General features: G+C 74.5%; 30 protein-coding genes. 17 read left to right on the top strand and 13 right to left on the bottom strand.

What is annotated here, in order from left to right; translation table 11 throughout:
* Positions 1 to 82 precede the first annotated feature (82 nt).
* Positions 83 to 742: a hypothetical protein gene (locus tag ABTW95_RS16140; RefSeq protein ID WP_500226655.1), complete on the bottom strand. Its 660-nt coding sequence runs from the start codon at positions 740 to 742 to the stop codon at positions 83 to 85.
* A 133-nt stretch (positions 743 to 875) separates the two neighbouring features.
* On the opposite strand from ABTW95_RS16140, the gene ABTW95_RS16135 reads away from it, so the two are divergent.
* Positions 876 to 1,337 carry a helix-turn-helix domain-containing protein gene (locus ABTW95_RS16135; RefSeq protein WP_396452504.1) on the top strand — a complete coding sequence of 154 codons (462 nt, stop codon included), beginning with the start codon at positions 876 to 878 and terminating at the stop codon, positions 1,335 to 1,337.
* Between the two features lie 15 nt (positions 1,338 to 1,352).
* Here the strand turns inward: ABTW95_RS16135 and ABTW95_RS16130 are convergent, their stop codons facing one another.
* On the bottom strand, positions 1,353 to 1,601 hold the full coding sequence (locus tag ABTW95_RS16130; RefSeq protein ID WP_500226654.1) for a response regulator: 249 nt from the start codon (positions 1,599 to 1,601) through the stop codon (positions 1,353 to 1,355).
* Positions 1,580 to 1,795 carry a hypothetical protein gene (locus ABTW95_RS16125; protein ID WP_500226653.1) on the bottom strand — a complete coding sequence of 72 codons (216 nt, stop codon included), beginning with the start codon at positions 1,793 to 1,795 and terminating at the stop codon, positions 1,580 to 1,582. The genes ABTW95_RS16130 and ABTW95_RS16125 overlap by 22 nt, the downstream gene beginning before the upstream one ends.
* A gap of 110 nt (positions 1,796 to 1,905) precedes the next feature.
* Here ABTW95_RS16125 and ABTW95_RS16120 point away from each other — a divergent pair, with 110 nt between their 5' ends.
* The 9 genes from ABTW95_RS16120 (at position 1,906) to ABTW95_RS16080 (ending at position 9,625) form a co-directional block, all read left to right on the top strand.
* Positions 1,906 to 2,214, top strand: a complete 309-nt coding sequence (locus ABTW95_RS16120) for a hypothetical protein (protein WP_396445838.1) — start codon at positions 1,906 to 1,908, stop codon at positions 2,212 to 2,214.
* Positions 2,215 to 2,277: 63 nt separating this feature from the next.
* Positions 2,278 to 2,622 carry an NADH-quinone oxidoreductase subunit A gene (locus ABTW95_RS16115; RefSeq protein WP_396445839.1) on the top strand — a complete coding sequence of 115 codons (345 nt, stop codon included), beginning with the start codon at positions 2,278 to 2,280 and terminating at the stop codon, positions 2,620 to 2,622.
* The gene (locus ABTW95_RS16110; RefSeq protein WP_500226652.1) at positions 2,613 to 3,425 is read left to right on the top strand and encodes a hypothetical protein; all 813 of its coding nucleotides are present in this window, start codon (positions 2,613 to 2,615) and stop codon (positions 3,423 to 3,425) included. Before ABTW95_RS16115 ends, ABTW95_RS16110 begins: the two co-directional genes overlap by 10 nt.
* Positions 3,418 to 4,281, top strand: coding sequence for a complex I subunit 1 family protein (locus tag ABTW95_RS16105; protein ID WP_500226651.1), 864 nt, complete (start codon positions 3,418 to 3,420; stop codon positions 4,279 to 4,281). Before ABTW95_RS16110 ends, ABTW95_RS16105 begins: the two co-directional genes overlap by 8 nt.
* 13 nt (positions 4,282 to 4,294) lie before the next feature.
* The gene (locus tag ABTW95_RS16100; protein ID WP_396445842.1) at positions 4,295 to 4,801 is read left to right on the top strand and encodes an NADH-quinone oxidoreductase subunit J; all 507 of its coding nucleotides are present in this window, start codon (positions 4,295 to 4,297) and stop codon (positions 4,799 to 4,801) included.
* Positions 4,791 to 5,096: an NADH-quinone oxidoreductase subunit NuoK gene (gene nuoK / locus ABTW95_RS16095; protein WP_500226650.1), complete on the top strand. Its 306-nt coding sequence runs from the start codon at positions 4,791 to 4,793 to the stop codon at positions 5,094 to 5,096. The genes ABTW95_RS16100 and nuoK overlap by 11 nt, the downstream gene beginning before the upstream one ends.
* 52 nt (positions 5,097 to 5,148) lie before the next feature.
* A complete protein-coding gene (locus ABTW95_RS16090) occupies positions 5,149 to 6,765 on the top strand; it encodes a proton-conducting transporter transmembrane domain-containing protein (protein ID WP_396445844.1) in 1,617 nt (538 codons plus the stop codon).
* A 5-nt stretch (positions 6,766 to 6,770) separates the two neighbouring features.
* On the top strand, positions 6,771 to 8,252 hold the full coding sequence (locus ABTW95_RS16085) for a complex I subunit 4 family protein (RefSeq protein WP_500226649.1): 1,482 nt from the start codon (positions 6,771 to 6,773) through the stop codon (positions 8,250 to 8,252).
* On the top strand, positions 8,252 to 9,625 hold the full coding sequence (locus ABTW95_RS16080) for an NADH-quinone oxidoreductase subunit N (RefSeq protein ID WP_500226648.1): 1,374 nt from the start codon (positions 8,252 to 8,254) through the stop codon (positions 9,623 to 9,625). The genes ABTW95_RS16085 and ABTW95_RS16080 overlap by 1 nt, the downstream gene beginning before the upstream one ends.
* Here ABTW95_RS16080 and ABTW95_RS16075 read toward each other — a convergent pair.
* Both ABTW95_RS16075 and ABTW95_RS16070 read right to left on the bottom strand, forming a co-directional pair.
* Positions 9,615 to 10,016, bottom strand: coding sequence for an NUDIX hydrolase (locus ABTW95_RS16075; protein ID WP_500226647.1), 402 nt, complete (start codon positions 10,014 to 10,016; stop codon positions 9,615 to 9,617). The two genes, ABTW95_RS16080 and ABTW95_RS16075, sit on opposite strands and share 11 nt — an antisense overlap.
* Positions 10,017 to 10,021: 5 nt before the next feature.
* A complete protein-coding gene (locus ABTW95_RS16070) occupies positions 10,022 to 10,843 on the bottom strand; it encodes an SAM hydrolase/SAM-dependent halogenase family protein (protein ID WP_500226646.1) in 822 nt (273 codons plus the stop codon).
* A 39-nt stretch (positions 10,844 to 10,882) separates the two neighbouring features.
* Between ABTW95_RS16070 and ABTW95_RS16065 the strand changes: the two genes are divergently transcribed.
* On the top strand, positions 10,883 to 11,794 hold the full coding sequence (locus tag ABTW95_RS16065) for a LysR family transcriptional regulator (RefSeq protein ID WP_500226645.1): 912 nt from the start codon (positions 10,883 to 10,885) through the stop codon (positions 11,792 to 11,794).
* A 17-nt stretch (positions 11,795 to 11,811) separates the two neighbouring features.
* On the opposite strand, the gene ABTW95_RS16060 is transcribed toward ABTW95_RS16065, so the two are convergent.
* The 6 genes from ABTW95_RS16060 to ABTW95_RS16035 form a co-directional block, all read right to left on the bottom strand.
* The gene (locus ABTW95_RS16060) at positions 11,812 to 13,038 is read right to left on the bottom strand and encodes an NAD(P)-binding domain-containing protein (protein ID WP_500226644.1); all 1,227 of its coding nucleotides are present in this window, start codon (positions 13,036 to 13,038) and stop codon (positions 11,812 to 11,814) included.
* 79 nt (positions 13,039 to 13,117) lie between these two features.
* Positions 13,118 to 13,423, bottom strand: a complete 306-nt coding sequence (locus ABTW95_RS16055; protein WP_396445850.1) for a DUF202 domain-containing protein — start codon at positions 13,421 to 13,423, stop codon at positions 13,118 to 13,120.
* Entirely contained in the window at positions 13,420 to 13,806 is a 387-nt protein-coding gene (locus ABTW95_RS16050; RefSeq protein ID WP_396445851.1) for a YidH family protein, read from the bottom strand. The genes ABTW95_RS16055 and ABTW95_RS16050 overlap by 4 nt, the downstream gene beginning before the upstream one ends.
* A 98-nt stretch (positions 13,807 to 13,904) precedes the next feature.
* A complete protein-coding gene (locus ABTW95_RS16045) occupies positions 13,905 to 14,552 on the bottom strand; it encodes a MerR family transcriptional regulator (RefSeq protein ID WP_396445852.1) in 648 nt (215 codons plus the stop codon).
* 42 nt (positions 14,553 to 14,594) lie between these two features.
* Entirely contained in the window at positions 14,595 to 16,955 is a 2,361-nt protein-coding gene (locus ABTW95_RS16040) for a beta-glucosidase (RefSeq protein ID WP_500226643.1), read from the bottom strand.
* 39 nt (positions 16,956 to 16,994) lie between these two features.
* Complete coding sequence (locus ABTW95_RS16035) at positions 16,995 to 17,714, bottom strand: IclR family transcriptional regulator (protein ID WP_396445853.1); 720 nt, start codon at positions 17,712 to 17,714, stop codon at positions 16,995 to 16,997.
* Between the two features lie 98 nt (positions 17,715 to 17,812).
* On the opposite strand from ABTW95_RS16035, the gene leuC reads away from it, so the two are divergent.
* The 4 genes from leuC to ABTW95_RS16015 all read left to right on the top strand — a co-directional run bounded on the left by leuC (position 17,813) and on the right by ABTW95_RS16015 (position 20,583).
* Complete coding sequence (leuC, locus tag ABTW95_RS16030; protein WP_396445854.1) at positions 17,813 to 19,210, top strand: 3-isopropylmalate dehydratase large subunit; 1,398 nt, start codon at positions 17,813 to 17,815, stop codon at positions 19,208 to 19,210.
* A gap of 14 nt (positions 19,211 to 19,224) precedes the next feature.
* Positions 19,225 to 19,812, top strand: coding sequence for a 3-isopropylmalate dehydratase small subunit (gene leuD, locus ABTW95_RS16025; protein ID WP_396445855.1), 588 nt, complete (start codon positions 19,225 to 19,227; stop codon positions 19,810 to 19,812).
* Positions 19,813 to 19,913: 101 nt separating this feature from the next.
* Positions 19,914 to 20,147 (top strand): SCO5555 family protein, encoded by a 234-nt coding sequence (locus ABTW95_RS16020; protein WP_500226642.1) that lies wholly within the window; start codon positions 19,914 to 19,916, stop codon positions 20,145 to 20,147.
* A 157-nt stretch (positions 20,148 to 20,304) separates the two neighbouring features.
* Entirely contained in the window at positions 20,305 to 20,583 is a 279-nt protein-coding gene (locus ABTW95_RS16015) for an HU family DNA-binding protein (protein ID WP_026403810.1), read from the top strand.
* Positions 20,584 to 20,633: 50 nt separating this feature from the next.
* Here the strand turns inward: ABTW95_RS16015 and ABTW95_RS16010 are convergent, their stop codons facing one another.
* Complete coding sequence (locus tag ABTW95_RS16010) at positions 20,634 to 20,873, bottom strand: hypothetical protein (RefSeq protein ID WP_500226641.1); 240 nt, start codon at positions 20,871 to 20,873, stop codon at positions 20,634 to 20,636.
* 10 nt (positions 20,874 to 20,883) lie between these two features.
* Positions 20,884 to 21,561: a 2-phospho-L-lactate guanylyltransferase gene (gene cofC, locus ABTW95_RS16005; protein ID WP_396445858.1), complete on the bottom strand. Its 678-nt coding sequence runs from the start codon at positions 21,559 to 21,561 to the stop codon at positions 20,884 to 20,886.
* Between the two features lie 101 nt (positions 21,562 to 21,662).
* Between cofC and ABTW95_RS16000 the strand changes: the two genes are divergently transcribed.
* Together ABTW95_RS16000 and ABTW95_RS15995 are read left to right on the top strand one after the other, a co-directional pair.
* Entirely contained in the window at positions 21,663 to 22,511 is an 849-nt protein-coding gene (locus ABTW95_RS16000) for a lysophospholipid acyltransferase family protein (protein ID WP_396445859.1), read from the top strand.
* Positions 22,512 to 22,528: 17 nt separating this feature from the next.
* Positions 22,529 to 23,518, top strand: coding sequence for an NAD(P)H-dependent glycerol-3-phosphate dehydrogenase (locus ABTW95_RS15995; RefSeq protein WP_396445960.1), 990 nt, complete (start codon positions 22,529 to 22,531; stop codon positions 23,516 to 23,518).
* The last annotated feature ends 29 nt before the right edge of the window (positions 23,519 to 23,547 follow it).

Genomic DNA, 23,547 nt, shown 5'->3' with positions numbered 1-23,547 from the left:
ACCAGGGGGTGCCGCCGCCCATGCTGGCGGACGCCCGGCTCGCACCGCCCGGGAATCCGGGATGTGGCAAAAGGCGGCCTGCCTAGAAGAGGGCGGGGATGACGATCGCGGCCAGCGAGGCGACGAGCCCGGCGAGTCCGGCGGTGTCCCAGAAGTCGGCGGCGCCGGCCGCGCGGTCCCGCCGGGTGTCGCGGACGTCTCCGGCCGACCGCCGCAACCGGTCCGCGGCGGCGGTGACGGCATCGGCGGGAACCGCGAGAAGGTGGGCCTTCACGGCGATCGGCCCGCCGTACTGATCCGTGCTCGCCCGGATGACGAATCTGGCCAGCCCCCGCCGCCCCTCCAGAGCTTCGGCCGGTTCGGCCGTCCGCACGATCAGGTTCGGCTTTCCCGAGCCCTTGACGTTGGTGTCGACGTCCACCTCGGTCACCTGGGACCAGGGAATGAACAGTTCGACTTGGTGCCAGGTGATGCCGTCGGCGTCCAGCGTCAGGCCGCGCCGGGTCCGCAGCGCCATCACCAGCCCGCTGACGAGGAACAAAAGCGTTCCCGCCACCCAGACGACAGATGAGAAAGAGGAGGCGAAGGACGCCGCCCCGAAGAACCGGCTGCCGAGGATCACGACGATGAGCAGCACATTCCACCATATGCCGTAATCCCGATAACGGACGCGGAGGGTCGCTTCGCTGGAGCCGTCAATCCGTGCGGAATCCACTCGCCGTTCTCCCTCGGTGCCGTCCAAAAAGACGCTGAACTCTATGGGGAATCAGAGCGCCCTGACCACCCCTTTACCGAGCGGGCCGCCCGGCACGCCCTTCCACCGGGTGCATGTCCTTGGCTGATGAGCTCGGATGTGGTCAACTAAAATCACTGACATGGGGAGGGGCATGATGCGTGAGCAGGTGGGCGGGATCTCGCCGGGGGCGTCACTGGCCGAGAAGGTCGAGTGGCTGATCCGCAACCTGTGGCCGGCGGACGCGGAGCCGCCGCGCAACAACGTCGAGACGGCCGCGGCCATCTCGCGCGCCACCGGGGAGGACATCTCCTCCACCACCGTCTGGAAACTGCGCACCGGACGGCAGGAGAACCCGCAGCTCAAGACGCTGACCGCGCTCGCCACCTTCTTCGGCGTGCCGATCGGGTTCTTCGGCTTCGCCGGGGAGTCCGCGCCGATCGGCGACGACCTGACGATCAAAGCGCTGCAGCGGGACGTCGAGCAGGGCATCATCCGCCCGGAGGTGCTGCGCGCGCTGGTCGACCTGTCGCCGCGCGCCCGCTGGGTCGTCGACGAGATGATCCTCGCCGCCGCCGCGGCCGACCGCGAACGCAAGCCCTAGCACGACACGCAAGCCCTAGCACGACACGCGAACCTCAGCGCGATACGTAGGCGAGCACGGCCAGCACGCGGCGTCCAGGAAGTCGTCGATGCGCAGCACCCGGTCCTTGAGCGGGTAGCCGAAGCCGCCGGAGGAGACCAGCGCCACGGAGTGCCGCGTCTCCACATGCTGCGACAGCAGGATCATCGGCAGGCCCGGCGTGGTCTGCCGCAGCCGCCGCGCGGCGCGGGCGCCGTCGTCGGTCATCTCCGGGGGCATCCGCACGTCGATGACGGCGAGGTCCGGCCGGTGGTCCGCGACGGCGGCCTCCAGCGCGTCCGCGTCGCCGCGAGCACCGGCGCGGGGTCGCCCTGCTCCGGACGCGCCGACAGCGCGACCTGCAGCGCGGCACCGAGGACGAACACGCCGGCGGGCAGGGCCACGCGGGGGCGCAGCGCGGTGCCGGCGCGGACGGGCATCCCGCCATCATGCGGCGTGGCAGGGCGTTCGCGCATCCGTGCCAGCACGTGCTTCTTCTCCAGGGCCCGCCTGGATGTGCGGATCCGCCGGGACGTCCACGCTGAGCGGCATGGAACTCATCGTCATGCTGCTGGTGCCCCTCCCGCTCGGCTACCTGGTCCGGGACCGGGTCGCCGCCTACCTCGCCTACGTCGCCGTCCACTCGTTCGTCTTCACCTTCCAGACCATGACCCTGACCAGGGCGTGGGTCGGCGGCGAAACCGGGGCGTTCGGGAAGGACGCCGACGCCGTCCCGTGGAGCTACGCGGCGGTCAACGCCGCCATCTACGCGGTCGGGCTGGGCCTGGTCACCCTCGGGGCGAGGCTGCGCCGCCGGCGCGCCGCCGCGCGGCGGGAGGGGGTGGACATCTCGGGCTGAGGAGATGTTTCGGGGGCGTCGTGATCAGGTAAAGGCGGACTAGCCGTCCGATCGGGAGCCGCCATGCCGCCCTACGCCGTGGTCCTGTCGGTGCTCGGGCTGGTCGGGGCGGCCGTCGCCGCCGTGTACGCGGTGTCGTTCGCGGTCGCGCCGCGGGCGTTCGAGGCCGGGCCGTTCCTGTCGGGGGCCCGCCCGGCCGAGCACGCGCTGTCCCGGTTCCACGTGCGCTGGTACGCGGTGTCGATGGTGTTCCTCGCCTTCGACATGGAGATGGTCTTCATGTACCCGTGGGCGCTCGTCGTCGCGTCCGTGGGCGTGAAGGCCGTGGTGGAGATGTTCGCCTTCCTGGCGCTGCTGCTGGTCGGCGTCCTCTACGCGTGGCGGGAGGGGGCGCTGGGATGGGCCTGAGAGGCGACCCGCGCCCGTTCGTCGTGTCCGCGGCCGACGGGACGCCGGACAGGCTCGCGGTGGAGGCCGAGCTGCGGCGGCGCCGGTGGCGGCCCGCGCTGTCCCCCGCGGAGACGGGCATGCTCGTCGTCTGCGGGACACCGGGGCCGGCGCTGGCGGAGGCCATCGAGACCGTGTGGCGGGACATGCCCGAGCCGCGCGTCCGGGGGCTGGACGGCGACGGGGGAGGCGGCGAGCGGCCCGCGCTGCGGCTCGACGCGGAGATGGCCGGCCGGGGGGACGACCGGGACGGCCTGCGGCTGGACGTCCTGCACGTGCCGCTCGGCCCGGTGCTGCCGTACTGGCCCGCCGGGCTGCGCGTCGATCTGACATTGCAGGGGGACGTCGTCCAGGCGGCGGAGGTCTCCGTCGTCGATCGTGCGGACGGGACGTTCTGGACGGACGGCAGACGGGTCCCGGCCCGGCTCGACAGCCTCTCGCGGTTCCTGCGCATCGCCGGGTGGGAGGCGGCGGGGGAGCGGGCCGCCGTGCTCCGCGACGAGGTCCTGGCGGGCGCGGCGGGGGCGCGGCCGGGGGCGTTCGTCCGGAGGGTCCGGCGGTCGCCCGCCCTGCGGTGGATGACGCGCGGCGTCGGCGGCGTGCGGGCGCGGGTCGAGGGGTGGCTCCGCGAGATCGAGGGGGCGGAAGGGAGGCCGCCGGAGCCGCTCGAAGCTCTGCCGTCGCTTCTGGAGGGGGCCGGGCTCGCCGAGGCGCGGCTGATCGTGGCGAGCTTCGATCCCGACCTCGGGGCGATCGATGGTTGAGGTCGTCGCGCTGGGCGTGCTCGCGGTCGCGGCGGCGGTGCTGAGCGGGGCCTTCGCCGGGCGTCCCGCGGCGCCGTTCCAGGAGGCCGTGCGGCTGCTGACCCTGCAGCGGCGCGTGACGCCCGCGTCCGACCGGCCGCTGACGAAGATCGGCGTCGTCTCGCTGCCGGTGGCGGCGGCGCTCGCGGCGCTGGTCGTGCCGCTCGGCGGCCGGGCGGCGGTCGGGTCGGACGTCGGCGTCGTCTGGTTCAACGCGATGGAGGTCGTCGCATGGGGGTCGGTGTGGCTGGCGGGATGGGGCGTCAACTCCGCGTACGCGCTGGCCGGCGGCTACCGGTACCTCGCGCAGGGCCTCGCCTACGAGCTGCCGCACATGTTCGCGCTGATCACCGCCGCGCTGGGCGCGCACTCGCTGGACCTGCGGGTCATCGCGGCGGCGCAGGACGGGCTGTGGTTCGCGGTCTGGATGCCGGTCGCGTTCGCCGTGTACCTGGTCTCGGCGGCGGCGATGGCGTTCTGGGGGCCGTTCGGCCATCCGGTGGGCGGCGACCTGGCCGGGGGAGCGGCGGCCGAACTGTCCGGGCCCGACCGGCTCGTCTTCCTGGCGGGGCGGTACGGGCTGCTCACGGTGGCGTCGGCCGCCGCCGTCCCGCTGTTCCTCGGGGGCGGCGCGGGGCCGCTGCTGCCGGACCGGGTGTGGTCGCTGGTGAAGGCGTGCGCCGTCCTCGCCCTCCTCGTGTGGACGCGGGGGCGGGTGCCGACGCTGCGCATGGACCGGTTCATGACGGCGGCGTGGACGGTGCTGATCCCGGCCGTGCTGCTGCAGATGCTCGTCGTCGGGATCGTCGTCGTCTGAAGGAGGGGGAGCCGTGCAGGCCGCCGCGTTCTGGGTGCTCGCCGCCGCCGCGGTCGGGTCCGGCATCGCCGTCTTCACCGTGGACTCGATGGCGCGGGCGACGTTCTCGCTGCTCGCGTCCTTCCTGTGCGTCGGGGGCGAGCTGCTGCTCGTCGGCCTGCACTACCTCGGCGTCCTGGTCATCCTGATGATGATCATGGAGATGCTGGTGATGGCGGTGTTCATGATCATGTACATGATGAACCCGGCCGGGCTGATGCCGATGTCGATGCTGCACAACAGGCGCGGCGCGCTCGCCATCTCGGGCGCGGTGTTCGCGGCGCTCGCGGCCGGGATCGTCGCGATCCCGTGGCCCGAGCGCGCGGGCCGCCCGCCCCGCGATCCCGCGTTCGCGCTCGGCGAGTCGATCATGGGGCCGAAGATGCCGGTCATGATGGTGATCGGCATCGCGATCCTGGCCACCATGATCGCGACCGTGGTGCTGGCGACGCACCGGGGGCGGTACGGCCATGACGCTTGAGGCGTTCCTGCTGCTCGCCGCCGCCCTGTTCTGCGTCGGCCTGTTCGGGGCGCTGTCCCAGCAGTCGATCGTGATGCTGATGATGGGCCTCGAACTCATGATCAACGGCGTGGTGGTCGCGGCGGCCGGGTTCTGGTACTGGGTGTCGCCCGCCATGCCGGACGGGCAGGTCCTCATCCTCGTCGCGATCACCGCGATGGCGCTGGAGATGGCGATGGGCTTCGCCGTGGTCACCGCGCTGTTCCGCGCCCGGGAGGTCGACACGACCGACGACGCGGGGGAGCTCAAGGGATGAGCGGCGCGGGCGGGGCGGTGCGGGCGGCCGCCCCCGGGCGGGGGGCGGCCGGATGATCCGGCTGGCCGGGCCGGCGGTGGACGGGCTGTCCGCCGTGCTGCTGGTGACCCTGGCCGCCGTCCTCGCGGCCGTCCTCCTCTTCGCCGCCGGGGAGCGGTACGGCGCCCGCTTCCACGGGCTGATGCTGCTGTTCGCGGCGGCGATGGCGGTCACCGTCACCGCGACCGACCTGCTCATGCTGCTGATGGGCTGGGAGGTCATGGGCGCGATGTCGTACGCGCTGATCGCCTACGTGTGGCCGGACGCGGACCGGGTCCGGTCGGCGGGCGTCGCGTTCCTGACCACGCGGGCCGCCGACATGGGGCTCTACGCCGCCGCCGGGTTCGCGCTCGCCGGAGCGGGCTCGCTGCGGCTCGACGCGCTGGCGCGGGCGGACGGCCCCTGGCGGGACCTGGTCGCGGCCGGGATCGTGGTGTCCGCGCTGGGGAAGTCGGCGCAGCTCCCGTTCTCGTTCTGGCTGGCGCGGGCGATGGCGGGGCCGAGCCCGGTGTCGGCCCTGCTGCATTCGGCGACCATGGTCGCCGCCGGCGCGTACCTGCTGATGCGCGTCCACCCGCTGCTGGCGGCCACGGGATGGGCGGAGGCGCTGGTGTCCTGGGCGGGCGCGGCCACCGCCCTGGTCCTGGGCGCCGTCGCGCTCGCGCAGCGCGACCTCAAGCAGCTTCTCGCCGCGTCCACGTGCTCGCAGATCGGCTTCATGGTGCTCGGGGCGGGGGCCGGTTCGGTGAGCGGCGGGACGGCCCAGCTGGTCGCGCACGCGGCGGTGAAGAGCCTGCTGTTCCTGTGCGCGGGTGCGTGGCTGAGCGCCCTCGGGACAGAGCGGCTGGACGGGCTGCGGGGCGCGGCCCGGCGGCACCGGGTCGCCGGGGCCGCGTTCGGGGCGGGGGCGCTCGCGCTGGCGGGCGTCCCGCCGCTGTCGCTGTGGGTGACGAAGGACGCGGTGCTCGCCGGCCTCCCCGCGGGGCTGCTCGCGGTCGGGCTCGCGGCGTCGGTGCTGTCGGCCGCATACGCGGCGAAGGCCCTGTTCGCGGTGTTCCGTCCCGCCGAGGGCGCGGCCGTGCGGGTGCCCGTCCTGGGGCAGGTTCCACTGGTCGTACTGGCCGTCGCGTCGGGCGTCCTCGGCGTGCTGGGCCTCCCGGCGGTGGCCGGAGCCTGGAACCGGATGCTCGGGGCGCCGGACGGCGGCGGGGCCGATGCCCGGCTGCTCGTCCTGTCCGGGGCCCTGGCGGTGGTCGCGGTCGCTGCGGTGGGCGCCGCCCGGCGGGTTCCGGCTCCCGCGTGGGCGGCGGAGTGGCTGTACCTGGAGCGGGCCGCCGTCGCCGTGGTGGTGCGCCCCGCGTTCGCGGCCGCGCGGGCGCTCGCGCGGTTCGACGACCGGATCGTGGACGGCGCCGTCCGGGGCGTCGCGCGGGGCGGCCGGCGGGCGGCGGGCCTGACCGGACGCCGGGCCGAGATCCGCGTGGACGGCGCGGTATCCGCGATCGGCCGCGCCGCCCGCGGTCTCGGCGCGCTGGCCCGGTACCCGCAGACCGGCCAGGTCCACGTCTACTTCGCCCAGGCCGCGGTGGTGCTCGCGGTGCTCGTCGCCGTCGCCCTCCTGGCCGGGTGACCCCCATGCTGACCGTCGCGATCTTCCTGCCGGCCGCCGCCGCGGTCGCGCTGCCGGCCGTCCCGCGCCGCGCGGTGCCGTGGACGTGGATCGCCGTCGCCCTCGCCGAGGTCGCGCTCGTCACGTGGATGTGGGTCTCCCACGGGACGGGCGCCGGGACGTCGTACGAGACGAGCACGCGGTGGATCCCGTCCGTCGGGGCCGGCTACCACGTCGGCGTGGACGGCCTGTCGCTGCCGCTCCTCGCGCTGACCGCCGTGCTGTTCGCCGCCTGCGCGGTGTACTCGCTGCGCCAGGCGCGGCGGCCGCGGGCGTTCGCGGTGCTGTTCCTCTTCCTGGAGACCGTGTGCCTGGGGCTCTTCGCCGCCCTCGACCTCCTGCTGTTCTTCGTGTTCTTCGACCTGTCGATCGTCGGCATGTACTTCGTGATCCTGCTGTGGGGGCACGGCGACCGGTCACGGTCGGCGCTGAAGTTCTTCCTGTACACGTTCCTGGGGTCGCTGGTACTGCTGCTCGGCTTCATCGGGCTCTACCTCGGCGCCGACCCCAACACGTTCGACATGGTCGAGCTCACCCGCGATCCGCCGCTGCACGGGGGGCCGGCCGGGCTGACGCTGCTCGCCGTCGGGATCGGCCTCGGCATCAAGACGCCCGTCGTCCCCTTCCACACCTGGCTGCCGCCCGCGCACACCGACGCGCCCGCCGCCGGGTCGGCGATCCTCGCCGGCGTCATGCTGAAGATGGGCGCCTACGGGTTCGTCCGGATCGCGATGCCGATGCTGCCGGACGCCTGGCGCCGCTACGCGCTCGTCGTCCTGATCGTCGGGCTGGTCGGCGTCCTGTACGGGGCGCTGGTCGCGCTCGCGCAGGACGACGTCAAGCGGCTCGTCGCGTACACGTCCGTGAACCACATGGGGTACGTCGTCCTGGCGCTGGGCGCGGCCGGGTACGCGTCCGGCGACGCCGCCGCGCGGCGGCTCGCCGTCACCGGCGCGGTCACGCAGATGGTCAGCCACGGGCTCATCACGGGTGCGCTGTTCCTGCTGTGCGGCGTCCTGTACGACCGGGCCGGGAGCTACGGCCTCGGCCGGTTCGGCGGCATCGCGGGCCGCGCGCCCGCCTTCGCCGGGCTGACCGCGGTCGCGGCGTTCGCGTCGCTCGGGCTGCCCGGACTGTCCGGGTTCATCGCCGAGTTCCAGATCTTCGCCGGGACGATCGGCAGCGGCACGGCCGCCGCCGCCGTGGCCGGCGCGCTCGCCATCACCGGGATCCTGATCACGGCGGCGCTGTTCCTGCGCGTCCTGCACCGGGCCGTGCTCGGGCCGCCCGGCGAGCTGACCGGGCGGGTCACCGACGTGCGGCGGCCCGAGCTGGCCGCGCTCCTGCCGCTGCTGCTCCTGTCGCTGCTCATCGGCGTCGCGCCGCGCGGCCTGCTCGACACGATCGAACCGCTGTCGGCCGCCGTGACCGCACTCGTGGGGCGCTGATGAACGAGAACCCCGCCGACCTCGCACCCGAGCTGTGCGTGCTGATCGCCGCCGTGCTCGGGCTGGTCGGCGGGCTGTTCCTGCCCCGGGAGCGGCAGTGGCGCGTCGCGGTGGTCTGCGCGGCGGGGCTCGCCGCGGGGCTGGCCGCCGCCGGCGCGGCGGCGGCCCGCACCGACCTGGCGGTGTTCGACGCGTTCATGGTCGACCCGATCACGCACGTCACCCGGATCGCCGTGCTCGGCGCGACCCTCGGCGTGCTGGCCCTGGCGGCCGGGCAGGTGCGCGGCCATCCCCGGGAGAGCGAGCACTACGTCCTGATCCTGCTGTCGGCGCTCGGGACGGTCGTGCTGGGCGCCGCGTCCGATCTGCTGGTGCTGGTCGCCGCCTACCTGCTGGCGAGCATCCCCGCCTACGCGCTCGCCGGGTTCGGCAAGGACGCGCCCGGCACCGAGGCGGCGCTGAAGTACTACCTCATGAGCGCGCTGCTCGGCGTGTTCATGCTCGCCGGGGTGACGGTCCTGTCCGGGGTGGGGCGCGGCACCGCGTACCCGGCCCTGCGGGCCGGGCTGGCCGGGGCGCCTCCGGCGGCGGTCGCGGCCGGGACGGTCGCGCTGCTCGCCGGGCTGCTGTTCAAGGCGGGCGCCGTGCCGGGGCATTTCTGGGTCCCGGACGTGACCGAGGGCGCCCCGCCCGCGATCGCCGCGTTCGTCACGACCGTCCCGAAGATCGGGGCGTTCGCCGCCCTCTACCGGTTCGGCGCCGAGGCGCTGCCGCCCGGGACGTCCTGGCCCGCGCTCGTCGCCGTGGTCGCCGCCGCGACGATGACGCTCGGCAACCTGGCCGCGTTCGGGCAGGACAACGTGCGGCGGCTGCTGGCGTACTCGACCGTCGGGCAGGCCGGCTTCCTGCTCGTCCCCGTCGCGATGGCCGGCCGCACCGACCTGGCCGAGCCCGCGCTGCTGTACTACGTCCCGGCCTACGCGGTGACGAACCTCGGCGCGTTCGCGGTCGTGCTCGCCCGCGGGCGGGACGGCCTCGCCGGCTACGCCGGGCTGATGCGCGGCTCCCCGCTGCTCGGGCTGTCGCTCGTCGTCTGCCTGCTCGGCTTCGTCGGCACCCCGCCGACCGCCGTGTTCGTCGGGAAGGTCCTGATGCTCGGCGCGGCCCTGGACGGCGGCTACGCCTGGCTCGCCGCCGTCGCGGCCGTGAACACGGTCGCGAGCGTGTTCTACTACCTGCGTTGGATCGTCCCGCTGTTCCGCGGGGCGGACGGACGGCCGCGCCCCGCGCGCGGCGCCTCCGCCGTCGCGGTCGCCGCCGCCCTGTTCACCCTGGCCCTCGGGATCGGCAGCGGCCTCGCGCTCACGACGTGAGCAGGCCGCGCGATTCGGCGAGGTCGAGGGCGGCCCCGGCGGCGGGCGCGAGCAGGTGCCGGTCGCCGCGGCCCACGTAGACGTACTCGTCCACCTCGCCGGCCGCGGTCATGGCGCCCGCGTAGGCGGCGGTGAAGCAGGCCATCCGCACCCGGGCGAAGTCGGGCTGGTCGTGGGCGGGCGCCCAGATGACGCCCAGCTCCCGGAAGGACGCCCGGTCCAGCTCCAGGGCGAGTTCCTCGCGGACCTCGCGGGACAGCGCCGACCAGTCGTCCTCCCCGGGCTCCCGCTTGCCGCCGGGCAGGTACAGCAGGTCGCGGCCCCGGGACCGGACCGCGAGCATCCGGCCGCCGGACACCTGGACCCAGGCGACCACGTCGAGGAACGCCACGGCGGTCAGCCCGCCCTTCGCAGCGTGAGGGAGCCCGCGCCGGCGAGGCCGAGCGACTCGGCGGCCGAGCCCTGGTTGACGGCGAGGCCCAGCCAGCCGGACGAGTCGACCCACAGCAGCGGCTCACCCGGGGCCACGCCGCCGAAGGTCTCCTCGAACGTGAGCCGCACGGTGCCCGCCTCCCCGCCGGCGGACCAGGAGGCGGTCAGCGGGGTCCCCGGCGCCAGCTCGCCGAACGCGGCGGCCAGGTCGGCCGGGTCGGCGCCGAGGACCAGGCTGCCGAAGCGGTCGGTGTAGAGGACGGGGGCCGTGAGCGCCCCGTCCTCGATCGCGGGCGGCGGGACGTCCAGCGGCAGCGGCTCGACCGGGGCGCCGAGATCGGCCGCGGCGGCGCCGTTCGCGACGTGCGCGGCGGCCGGCGCGAACACGTCGCGGCCGTGGAAGGAGGCCGACACCTCCGGCAGCCGGTAGGCGGGGTTCTCCAGCGCGTGCGCGCGGACGACGCCGCCCAGCTTCTCGGCCGCCGGGACCAGCAGGCCGTTGTCGGGACCGACCAGCACGTCCCCGCGGCCGGTCTCGATCGCGACGGGCCGGCGCGGCGTCCCGACGCCGGGGTCCACGATCCCCGTGTGCACGCCCACCGGCAGGTACGGGAGCGCCTGCCGGAGCAGCATCGCGCCCTCCCGGACGTCGAACGGCGTGATCTCGTCGCTCAGCACCAGGACTCTCGCCGCCGGGGCGATCGTGTGGATCACGCCCGCGCAGATCGCCGTGTACGCGGCCCCGAAATCGGTCGCCAGGCTGACGAACGGGCGGGTCTCGGGCATGGGCCCGAGCCTACCGAGGACCGCCCGTATCCTTCACGGGTGCGCGCCGAAGCCCTCGACCCCGTGCTGCTGCGGACGTTCGTCGCCGTAGCCGACCTCGGCTCGTTCACCGCGGCCGCCGCCGCCGGGGGGTACACGCAGTCGGCGGTGTTGCGGCAGATCGCGGCGCTGGAGGACGTCTGCGGCGTGGAGCTGTTCGCGCGCGGCGCCCGCGGCGTCCGCCCGACGCCGGCGGGGGAGTACCTGCTGCCGCACGCGCGCGCCCTCCTGGACCGGCTCGCCGACACCGCCCGCGCCCTCGACGGGCTGCGCCGCCTCGACACCGGGACGCTGCGGCTCGGGGCCTTCCCCACCGCCAACGCCGCGCTCGTGCCGCGCGCCCTCGCCCGGTTCCGGGCCCGCCATCCGGGGGTGCGGCCGGTGCTGCGCGAGGGGACGACCGAGCGGCTGCTGCCGATGCTGGACGCCGGCGATCTCGACATCGCCCTGGTCAGCACGCACAAGCACCCGTCGATCGACGCCGAGGACCTGGTGACCCTGCTGGACGACGCGCTCCTCGTCGCGCTGCCGAGCGGCCACCGGCTGGCCGGGCGGGACCGCGTCCCCCTGGGCGAGCTGGCGGACGAGCCGTGGATCGTCGCCGACGACCCGGAGGCGATCGCCGCGCTGCGCGCCCGGTGCGAGGACGCCGGGTTCGTCCCGCAGACACCGCTGCGGGTCGCCGAGTGGATCTCCAAGCTGGGCCTCGTCGCGGAGGGGTTCGGGGTCACGCTCGTGCCCGCGGTGGCGGCGTCCGCGCTGGCCCGGGACGGCGTCGTGCTGCGCGCGGTCGCGTCCGGCCGGCCGCGCCGCTCCGTCTACGCGGCGGTCGGGCGGCACGCGCGCAGGTCCCCGGCCGTCACCGCGTTCCTGGCGGACCTGCGGGACGCGGCCGGGGAACTGCGGCCCTGACCGTCACGGCCTTCGCGTCACGGAACGGCGGCGACGATCTCCACCTCGATCAGCGCGTCCGGGTGGAACAGACGGGGCACCTCCACGGTCGTGCTGGTCGGCGGAGCGCCGGTGAAGTACCGGCTCCGGACGGCCCCGTACTCGGCGCGCAGGTCCATGTCGGTGAGGAACGTGCGGATGTTGACGACGTCGGCGAAGCCCGCGCCGTGTGCGGCGAGGATGCGTTCGAGCAGCGACATGACGACCTCCGACTGGCGGGTCATGTCGCCGGGGGCGTCCACCTTGCCGTTCTCGTCCAGGGCGATCTGCCCCGACACGTACAGCATCGGGCCCTGTGTGACGTACGCGGTGTGGGAGTAGGCGGGGTTCGGCGGCGCCGGGACGGTCGCCGGGTTGCCGAGCGTGACGCGCATCTGTGCGGTTCTCCTGGTGTGGTCTGCGAGTGCGGTGAGGTCGTGGCCGGCCAGCCCGGCGGCGAGCGCGCTCTCCGTCCGGGCCGCGACGGCGGACAGCACGCCGCCGCGGCCCGTCCCGCCGAGCGCGAGGGCGAGGTCCTTGGCGGCGAGGGCGAGGGTGAAGCGCGGCGGGCCGGGGCCGTCCAGCAGCCGCCGGGCCTGCGGGCTGGTGCGGGACAGGGCGTCCAGGGCCAAGGCGGCGTCGACGCCGAGCCGGTCGGCGACGGCCAGCGCCTCGCCGAGGACGGCGAAGTTCCCGACGAGCACGCTGTTCACCACCACCTTGAGCGCCGCTCCCGCGCCCGGCGGCCCGGCGTGCCGGACGGTGCCGAGCGCCGCGAAGGCGTCCGCGCAGCGGGCCAGGTCGGCGTCCGCGGCGCCCGCGAGGATCACCAGCTCGCCCGCCTCCGCCTGCGGGACGCTGCCGGAGACCGGCGCGTCCACGTACCCGACGCCCTCGGGCAGCCGGTTCCGGATCCGGTGCACGGCGGCCGGGCCGATCGTCGACATGTCGGCGATCACGGCGCCCGGCTCCAGCGCGGCGGCGGCCCCGCCGGGGCCGAACAGCACGTCCTCGACCGCGCCCGCGTCGGCGAGCATGGTGATCACCAGGTCGCGGCCCGCGGCGGCCTCGGCGGGCGTGGCGCCGGCGGCGGCGCCGGCCCCCGCCAGCGGCGCGGCCTTGGCGGAGGTCCTGTTCCATACGGACACGTCGTGACCGGCGGCCAGCAGCCGCCCGGCCATGGGCAGGCCCATCCGGCCGAGTCCGAGAAAAGCGATTCTTGTCATGGCGGAATCGACGTTAAGTGCCGCGCCGCCATGACACCAGCGAAGACTTCGCAGGGCAGCCATGCGCGCCCAGCATGGCTCAGGGGACGGTGAAGAGCAGCGCGACGACGGCCAGCAGCATCGCCAGCCCGGTCGCCAGCAGGACGGAGACCGGGTCGGCCGCGCCCCCGGAGGCCGGGCGGCGCCGCCGGGCGTGCAGGCTCGCCCGGCTGCGGCGCAGCAGCAGTCCGGCGCCGCCGCAGACGACCGCCGCCGCGACGGCCGCGCCGGGCGCCGACGGCGCGAACCGCACGCACAGCAGCCCGGCGACGATGAGGGCGAGCGCGGTGCGCGACCAGGCGAGCGCCGTCCGCTCCGGCTGCGCCCCCCGGTCCCCGGGCCTCACCGCGCGACCAGGATCGCGACCAGCAGGGCGATCGAGGCGACCGCGACGCCGTAGGCCATGACCGGCGCGAGCGCGGGCGGCGGGAGGGGCTCCTCGCGGCGCAGCGCGCGCTCGGTGCGCAGCCAGCGGCGGAACGCCAGCGCCGCGACGAGCGCCCCGGCCGCGGCGAAGACCGTCGCGAGGACGTGCCGCAGCACCGTCTCGACGAAGTCGTCGGCGAGCGCGAGGGCGATGCCGCCCGCGACCAGCGCCAGCGCCGTCCGGATCCAGGCCAGGAACGTGCGCTCGTTCGCGAGCGTGAAGCGGGGGTCGGGGTCGCTGCCGTCCGCGAGCAGGCGGTCGGTCCACCTGCCGCCGGAGCCCGTGGGTTCTGTCGCGGTCATCACGATGAATATTAGGCGACGGAAATGAATGCGCTATTGCCCGGCCCTGAATATCAATTCCGATGGATTATCTGGGAAATGCCGGATGGGCGGGCGGGTCAGCGGGCGCCGAAGCGGCGGGCCGAGGCGTTCTCCTGGGCGAGCCGGTGCAGGGCCGTGAGGACCTGCTCGTAGAGGACGGTCGAGACGAGCAGCGAGTGGACGGCCCGGCCGCGCGGGACGCCGTCGGCGACCCGGCCGATCTCGTGCTCGGCGACCCCGGCCGCGGCCCGTACGTAGGGGCGCAGGTCCTTGAGGGTGATGGGGTAGCCGAGGCGGCGCAGCGCGACGAACGTGTGCGCGAGCAGGTCGCGGGCGGGGGCGTCCGGGCCGACCGTCCAGCCCAGCTCGCGCATGAGGGCGTCGACGTCCTCGCGGGCGGCGCGCCAGTGCGGGTCGTGCGGCGCGGCGACGTGCGGGCCGATCGCGTGCTGGACGGTGGCGAACAGGTCGTGGAGGCTGACCCGGTCGTCGTCGAGGGCCGCGATGATCTGCTGGATCGCCGCCACCGGCAGGTCGCCGACCTCGCGCAGCGCGCTGATCAGCCGGAGCCGCTCCAGGTGGCGCGCGTCGTACTCCGCGCGGGTCGCGCTCACCGCCGAGCCCTTCGGGAGCAGGCCCTCCCGGATGTAGAACTTGATCGTCTGGACCGTCAGCCCGCTCCGATCGCTGAGCTCGGAGATCTGCACCGTCGAAACCCCCTCCACCGGAGGCCAACGGTAGCGAGGCCGGGGGATTGGATACCGGCACTATCCAATGTCCGTCCGAGTTGTACTGGTTCCAAGGCGCGTGCCGATCCCCGGGCCGGTGAGCGATCGGGCGGCCCGGAGCGTGCACGGGACGGGGAGCCGCTCGTCCAGCGCGATGCGGACCGTGACCGCCTCCCCGGGCGCCGCCTCCGCGACGGCGAACCCCGCGAGGCGGACCGCCCCGCCGGCGTCGGCGTAGCACTGGACTACCTCGCGCCCCGCCCGGCTCCCGGTGTTGCGGACGGTCACCTCCGCGACGCCTCCGGAGGCCGTGAGCGACTCGTACTCCCACGTCGTGTACCCCAGGCCGTGCCCGAACGGGTACGCCACCTGGCCGGGCGTGTAGTGCCGGTAGCCGATCGCCGTGCCCTCGGCGTAGTCCAGCGTCCCGTCCCCGGCGGGGACCGGCGACAGGACCCCGTCGTGCGACGCGGGGAACGTGGTGGGCAGCCGCCCGCCGGGCTCGGCCGCGCCGGTGAGCACGTCGGCGATCGCGTCGCCGCCCTCCTGGCCGGGCAGCCACGCCCACAGGACGGCGGCGACCTCGTCCCGCCAGGGCATCAGCACGGGCGCGCCCGCGTTCACCACCGCGATCGTGCGCGGGTTGGCGGCGGCCACGGCGGAGACCAGCTCGTCCTGGCGGCCGGGGAGGGCGAGGGACGTCCGGTCGAAGCCCTCGCTCTCCACGTCGTCGTTCGTCCCGACGACCACGACGGCGGCGTCCGCGTCGCGGGCCGCGGCGACGGCGGCGGCGAGCGCGTCGTCCTCCGCCGGGTGCGGCTCGCGGTAGCCGATGCCGAAGGCCGTGGCGAAGCCTCCGGGCACGTGGACGCGGTGCAGCTCTACCGGGACCGTCTCGCCCGCCGCCAGCTCCGCCTCGACGCGGTGCTCCGGCGGGCGCAGCAGCGCCTCCACTGGATCCCCGTGCTCGGGCGCAAGCGTCACCGCGGCCCGGGTCCGGCCCACGACCAGCTCGGATTCGCCGGCGCCCGCGATCGCGAACGTGTGGACGCCGTCCTCGGCGGGGGTCACCCGGGTCCGGGCGACGATCCGGGCGGTGCCCTTCGGGATCCCGCCGAGGAAGACGAAGTCCGCCGCCCGGCGGTGCTGCGACTCGACCAGCCCGCCGCCGGCGTCGAAGAACTCCAGCCGCACACCGCGTTCACCGGTCTCAGGGTCGGTCGTCAGCGCGAGCGGAAGCGGGGCCAGCCGCGGATGCGGGTAGACGCCGGGCCGGACGACCAGCTCCGTGCCGCCGCCGAGCGCCCGGCGCAGCCCCTCGACGGGGGTGACCACGTGCTCGGGGGCGACGTGCGCGCTGCCGCCGCCCTGCGCGCTGAACCGGACCGCGTTGGGGCCGATCACGGCGAGCCGGCGCGGGGCGTCCAGCGGCAGGGCGCCGTTCTCGTTCCGCAGCAGCACCGCGGCCCGGGCGGCGGCCTCGCGCACCTGGGCGCGGGCGTCCGGGGGCGTCGTCACCGGCGGCGGCGCGGGGAACCCGTCGAGCGCCCCCACCCGCGCGGCCAGCCGCAGGACGCGCAGCGCCTTGTCGTCGATCGATTCCTCGGCGACCCTCCCCGCCCGGACGGCTTCGACGAGCCTGCCCCGCCACGGGCTCGCGGGGAGGCCGGGCATCTCCACGTCCATCCCCGCGCGGGCGCTCTCCTCGGTCGAGCGGATCGCCGTCCAGTCCGAGACGACGACGCCGTCGAACCCCCAGCGCTCCTTCAGCACGCCCGTCAGCAGTTCGCGGTGCTCCGTCATGGGCGTGCCGTTGACCTTGTTGTACGCGGCCATCACCGCCCACGCGCCCGCCTTCACCGCCTCCTCGAACGGGCGCAGGTACAGCTCGTCCAGGGCCTCCCCGCCGATGCGCGCGTCGTAGGACATGCGCGCGGTCTCGGAGTCGTTGCCGACGAAGTGCTTCACCGCGGCCGCCACGCCCGCCGACTGGACGCCCCGCACGAACGCCGCGCCGATGCGGGCCGTGAGCAGCGGATCCTCGGAGTAGTTCTCGAAGTGCCGGCCGCCGAGCGGCGTCCGGTGCAGGTTGACCGTCGGGGCGAGCTGGACGTGCACGCCCCTGTCGCGCGCCTGGGCGCCGTTCAGCCGCCCGATCCGCTCGGCGAGCGCCGGATCCCACGTCGCGGCCAGCGCCGTCGGGTTCGGGAACAGCAGGCTCGTGCGCCGCTCGTCCCAGGTGGTGCCCCGGACGCCGGACGGCCCGTCCGACATGACGAGACCCCGCAGCCCGATCCGGGGGATGGGCCGCAGGGTCCAGAACCCGTCGCCGGTGAGCAGGTGGACCTTCTCCTCAAGGCTGAGTTCCGCGAGCCGTCGGCGGAGGCCGGATTCGTCCATCCGCCGACTCTACGTTCCGGAGGCCGGGAGGCCGGGGGTTCAGGATGCGGTGCGGCGCATCCCCTCGGAGATCTTCTCGGCGGCGGCGGCGACGGGGCCGGCGTGCAGGCGGCCGGGGGAGCGGGTCAGCCGCTCCAGGGGGCCGGACACCGAGACGGCGGCGATCACCCGGCCGCCCGCGCCGCGGATGGGGGCGGACACGGACCCGACGCCCTGCTCGCGCTCGGCCACGCTCTGCGCCCAGCCCCGCCGCCGGACGGACGCGAGCGTGGTCGCATCGAACTTGGCGTTGCGCAGCCCCCGGTGCAGCCGGTCGGGCTCCTCCCACGCGAGCAGGATCTGCGCGGCCGAGCCCGCCGTCATCGGCAGCGCCGCCCCGACCGGGACGGTGTCGCGCAGGCCGCTGGTCCGCTCGGCGGCGGCGACGCAGACCCGGACGTCCCCCTGGCGGCGGAACAGCGAGGCGCTCTCCCCGGTGAGGTCGCGCAGCTGCGCGAGGATGGGCTGGGCGATCGCGAGGAGGCGGTCCTCCCCGGCGGCGACGGCCAGCTCGGCGAGCCGCGGCCCGAGGATGAAGCGGCCCTGGGTGTCGCGGTGCACGAGGCGGTGGTGCTCCAGCGCGACGGCCAGCCGGTGGGCCGTGGGGCGGGCGAGCCCGGTCGTCTGGACGAGCTGGGCCAGGGAGGCCGGGCCGGCCTCCAGCGCGTTCAGCACGAGAACGGCTTTGTCAAGTACGCCGACTCCGCTAGAGTTGTCCATGTCTTGATATTGACGTCTCGTAATATGAGATTGCAAGTCGAGGTGACCGAGACCACGGCGCGACGGAGCGCCGCAGACCATCAGGTGAGGTGGGAGTGATGGGCCGAACACTGGCCGAGAAGGTCTACGACGCGCACGTCGTGCGTCGCGCCGAGGGTGAGCCCGACCTCCTCTACATCGACCTGCACCTCGTGCACGAGGTGACGAGCCCGCAGGCGTTCGACGGACTGCGGATGGCCGGCCGCAAGGTCCGCCGCCCCGACCTGACGATCGCCACCGAGGACCACAACGTCCCGACCACGGACCTGCTCAAGCCCATCGCCGACCCGGTGTCGCGCACCCAGGTCGAGACGCTGCGCAAGAACTGCTCCGACTTCGGGATCCGGCTGCACCCGATGGGCGACGACGGGCAGGGCATCGTGCACGTCATCGGCCCGCAGCTCGGCCTGACCCAGCCGGGCATGACGGTCGTCTGCGGCGACTCGCACACCTCCACGCACGGCGCGTTCGGCGCGCTCGCGTTCGGCATCGGCACCAGCGAGGTCGAGCACGTCCTCGCCACGCAGACGCTGCCGCAGGTGCAGCCGAAGACGATGGCCGTCACCGTGGACGGCGAGCTGCCCGAGGGCGTCACCGCCAAGGACCTCATCCTCGCGGTCATCGCTCGGATCGGCACCGGCGGCGGCCAGGGCCACATCATCGAGTACCGCGGCGAGGCGATCCGGTCCCTGTCGATGGAAGGCCGCATGACGGTCTGCAACATGTCCATCGAGGCCGGCGCCCGCGCCGGGATGATCGCGCCGGACGAGACGACGTTCGCCTATCTCAAGGGCCGCCCCCACGCCCCGCAGGGCGAGGACTGGGACAGGGCCGTCGAGTACTGGACGTCCCTGCGCACCGACGACGACGCGGTCTTCGACAAGGAGGTCGTGATCGACGCGGCCGAGCTGACGCCGTTCGTCACCTGGGGCACCAACCCGGGGCAGGGCCTGCCGCTCGGCGAGTCCGTGCCCGACCCGGCGTCGTTCGCCGACCCCGTCCAGCGCCAGGCCGCCGAGCGCGCGCTGGAGTACATGGGCCTCACCGCCGGGATGCCGCTCCGCGACATCGAGGTCGACACCGTCTTCGTCGGCTCCTGCACCAACGGCCGCATCGAGGACCTCCGCGCGGTCGCCTCCGTCCTGGAGGGCCGCCGGGTCGCCGACGGCGTCCGCATGCTGGTCGTCCCCGGCTCCATGAAGGTCAAGAAGCAGGCCGAGGAGGAGGGCCTCGACCGGGTCATCGCGGCCTCCGGAGCCGAGTGGCGCGAGGCCGGGTGCTCGATGTGCCTGGCGATGAACCCGGACAAGCTCACGCCCGGCGAGCGCAGCGCCTCCACGTCCAACCGCAACTTCGAGGGCCGGCAGGGGCCCGGCGGCCGCACCCACCTGGTGTCGCCCGCCGTCGCCGCCGCCACCGCCGTCACCGGCCGCCTGACCGCCCCCGCCGACCTCTGAGCCAAGGAACCACGATGGAAGCGTTCACCACCTACACCGGGCGCGCGGTCCCGCTGCGCCGCAGCAACGTCGACACCGACCAGATCATCCCCGCCGTCTGGCTCAAGCAGGTCAGCCGGACCGGCTTCGACAAGGGCCTGTTCTCCGCCTGGCGCGAGGACCCCGGCTTCGTCCTGAACCAGCCCCAGTACGAGGGCGCCGGCATCCTGGTCGCCGGCCCCGACTTCGGCACCGGCTCGTCCCGCGAGCACGCAGTCTGGGCGCTGCAGCAGTACGGCTTCCGCGTCGTCATCGCGCCGCGCTTCGGCGACATCTTCCGCAACAACTCCACCAAGATGGGCCTGCTCCCCGTCATCCTGACCGGCGAGCAGGTCGAGGACCTCCAGAGCCGCGTCGAGAAGGACCCCTCTCTGGAGATCACCGTCGACCTCGGTGAGCGCGAGGTCCGCTACGACGGCGTCGTCGCCTCCTTCGACATCGACGACTACACCCGCTGGCGCCTCATGGAGGGCCTCGACGACATCGGCCTGACCCTCCGCCACGCCGAGGACATCGGCGCCTACGAGGAGTCCCGCCGCCCCTGGTTGCCGACCACGGTCTGACCCGCGGCGGCGCCGAAGACACCCCCGGACGCACCGGCGAGCATGGGCACCAGGGACAATTTCCCTCGTGCCATGCTCGCCGAGCGTTTGGGGGAACGGAATTGGGCGCGGTCCCGTGGAGTGGGCCCGAGTGGGACGATCCCGCGTTGACGCTGCTCGCGCACCAGTTGCGTGACGCTCACAAGGCCGTCGCGCCGCTCCCGCCGGAGACGCGGCAGCGGCTCATCCGGCACCTGCTGGCGATCACCGATCTGGCGAAACGGGACGCCGCGCTGGCGGCCCGCAGGCTGGAGGCGTTCCTCGCCGATTTCCAAGACGGGCCCGGCGTCGGTTAGCGTGCGCAGTGACCGGATCCGGTCCGGTCACCCGGCGAGACGGGGGCGAGGCCGACAAAAACGCCAGCGACACGCCAACTTCTGCGTGCAGGTGATTGTGTCCATGCAGCAGGTCCCTTAGTTTCGGTCGGGCAAGGGGGGAACAGAGGAGTAACCCATGAACAAGCGTGAGCTGGTCGACGCCATCTCTGACCGGCTGGGCAGCAAGAAGGCCGCAGCCGAGGCCGTCGACGCGATCCTGGAGGCGATCCAGACCGCCGTCGCCAAGGGCGACAAGGTCGCGATCACCGGGTTCGGTTCGTTCGAGAAGGCCGACCGGCCTGCCCGTACGGCCCGCAACCCCGCAACGGGCAAGACCATCGAGGTTCCCGCGACGTCCGTGCCGAAGTTCAAGGCCGGCGCCGACTTCAAGAACCTGGTGGCCGGCAAGAAGTAGCCTCACCGCGACAGCGCCCGGGACCGTCAGGGTTCCGGGCGCTGACGCGTTCAGGACGGCCCGCGGCCCTCGGGACGGCGGCGCGTTCCGGACGGCAGCGGGAACGTCGACAGCGTGATCGCGCGGACGCGGTCGCCGTCGAGGGCGAGGTTCACCCGCTGGCCGAACCGCAGCAGGCGCAGCCCGCCCGCCGCGAACGCGTCCGCGTCGAACGCCAGCTTCGTCCCGTCGTCGAGCAGCACGCTGCCCGACCGGGTCTCCGCGTCGAACGCCTTCACCGTCCCCTGCATGAGCGGAACTCTAGGCCAACGACGGCAGCCGGGCCGCGACCTCGGCGGTGCGGGGGCCGGCGCCGAGCGCGAGGGCGGCGCGGAGGTCGTCCGGGGTGTCGACGTCGCGGCGTACGCTGTCGGTGCCGGGCAGGAGGATCTCCGCCGCGCCGCGGGCGCGGTGCGCCTCGCGGGACCCGCCGCCGAACGCGGGCGCGAACGGCACCCCCGGCCGGACGGTGTACAGGGTCGTGCCGACGCCCGCCGCGTCCGGGACGAACGCCTCGGGCACGGCCGCGGCCGCGTCGAGCACGCGGGCGAGTTCGTCCGGGCGCAGCGCGGGCAGGTCCGCGGAGAGGGCGCCGACGCCGGCATCCGGGGACGCCTCCCGGCCCCGGCCGGCGCCGTACACCAGGGCCGGGTTCAGCCCGGCGTCCGGCACGTCCGGCACCACGCGGGCGCCGAGGGCGGCGAGGTCGGCCGCCGGAAGGGGATCGTCGGTGACAACGATCACGTCGCGGACCCGGTCGCAGCGCAGCGCCGCGGCGACCGTGTCGGCCGCGACCGCGCGCGCGAGCGCCTCCCGGTGCGGGCCCGCCGCCGCGGCCATGCGGGTCTTCGCCCTGGCCAGGACCTTGACCGGGACGACGAGCGACCAGTGGAGATGAGGCCCGCCGTGCGCAGCGGCGGGCCGAGCTGTTGTAGACATGGCAACTCGACACTATGCGCACGCAACCGCGACACTTGAGGACACCCCATGTTCATCCGGGGGATGAACCGAGGAGGGGACGGAATGAGGAGGGGACGGGCATGAGCCACGGGTACTCGCCGGGCTGGCGGAAGCTCACGATCGTCATCCTGCGCCCGCTGCTTTTCGGGCTCCTGAAACGGGACTGGCGGGGCCGGGGCAACGTCCCGAAGAAGGGCGGCGTCATCATCGCCGCCAACCACATCTCCGAGTCCGACCCCCTCGCGCTCGCCCACTTCGTCTACGAGGCGGGCCGCTACCCCGTCTACCTGGCCAAGTCCACGCTGTTCGACGTGAAGTTCATCGGCACCGTGCTGCGCGGCACCGGCCAGATCCCCGTGTACCGCGACCGCGCCGACGCGGCACTCGCCCTCAAGGACGCGGAGAAGGCGCTGGTCGACGGCGAATGCCTGATGTTCTACCCGGAGGGCAGCTGCACCCGCGACCCGGAGCTGTGGCCGATGACCGGCCAGACGGGCGTCGCGCGGATGGCGCTGAAGACGGGCGCCAAGGTCGTCCCGGTGGCGAGCTGGGGCGCGCACGAGCTGATGCCGTACAAGAAGGGCGAGCAGACGGGCCTCGCGGGGAGCCTGAAGAAGGGGTTCCACCCGCTGCCCCGCAAGACGATGAAGGTGATCGCCGGGCCGCCCGTCGACCTGTCCAGGTACGAGGGGCTGCCGCTCAGCCGGGAGACGCTGCGGGCCGCGACCGACGACATCATGGACGCGATCACGAACCTGCTCGCCGAGCTGCGCGGCGAGGAGCCGCCCGCGGAGCGCTACGACCACCACCGGGTGCTGGAGGAGCGCCGCCGCGCGGCCCGCGCGGTCACGGCCCCGGTCCCGGAGCCGCCGGGGCCGCCCGCGCCGGAGGCCGGGTCCGCCGCGAAGCGGAAGGCGGCCGGCTCGTGACCTTCCGTACCGCGGTGATGGGCGCCGGCTCCTGGGGGACGACGTTCACCAAGCTGCTGCGCGACGCCGGCGGCGAGGCGGTCCTGTGGGGCCGCCGGCCCGAGGTCGTCGAGGCGGTCAACGAGCGGCACGAGAACCCCGACTACCTGCCCGGCGTCACGCTGCCGGTGGGCGTGCGCGCGACGCTGGACCCGGCGGAGGCGCTGAAGGGCGCCGACTTCGTCGCGCTGGCCGTCCCCGCGCAGACGCTCCGGCAGAACCTCCGCGAGTGGCTGCCGCACCTGCCGCCGGACGCGGTGCTCGTCAGCCTGATGAAGGGCGTCGAGATCGGCACGTCGCTGCGGATGTCGGAGGTCATCCGCGAGGTCGCCGGCGTCCCGGAGGAGCGCGTCGGCGTGTTCTGCGGCCCCAACCTGGCCCGGGAGATCGCGAGCGGGGAGCCGGGCGCCGCCGTCGCCGCGTGCGTGGACGAGTCCGTCGCGCAGCGCCTCCAGGCCGCGACGATGACCCCCTACTTCCGCGTCTACACCTCCACCGACATGGTCGGCTGCGAGCTGGGCGGCGCGGTGAAGAACATCGTCGCGCTGTGCGTCGGCATGTCGGTCGGGCTCGGGTTCGGCGCCAGCACCCAGGCCCTGCTCATCACCCGCGGGCTCGCCGAGATCGCCCGGCTGGGCGCCGCGCTCGGCGCCGACGAGCACACCTTCGCGGGCCTCGCCGGGATGGGCGACCTCGTCGGGACGTGCATCTCGCCGCTGTCGCGGAACCGGACGTTCGGCGAGAACCTCGGCCGCGGCATGACGCTGGACGAGGTCATCGCCGCCACCAAGCAGACCGCCGAGGGCGTCAAGTCGTCCGAGGCGGTGCTGGAGCTCGCCCGCAAGCACGGCGTGGAGATGCCGATCACCGAGGCGGTCACCGCCGTCCTGCACCACGGCATGCCGATCAAGGAGGCGGCCGTCTCGCTCATCTCGCGCTCCCCGAAGCCCGAGCGGTACGGGGTGTGATGTGCGGCCGCGCCCGGTTCGCTCATGGC

The sequence above is a fragment of the Spirillospora sp. NPDC127506 genome (assembly GCF_040302145.1).
Lineage (GTDB): Bacteria > Actinomycetota > Actinomycetes > Streptosporangiales > Streptosporangiaceae > Spirillospora.
Note: the sequence above shows the minus strand (reverse complement) of the source record. Positions and strands in the feature narration are given on the sequence as shown.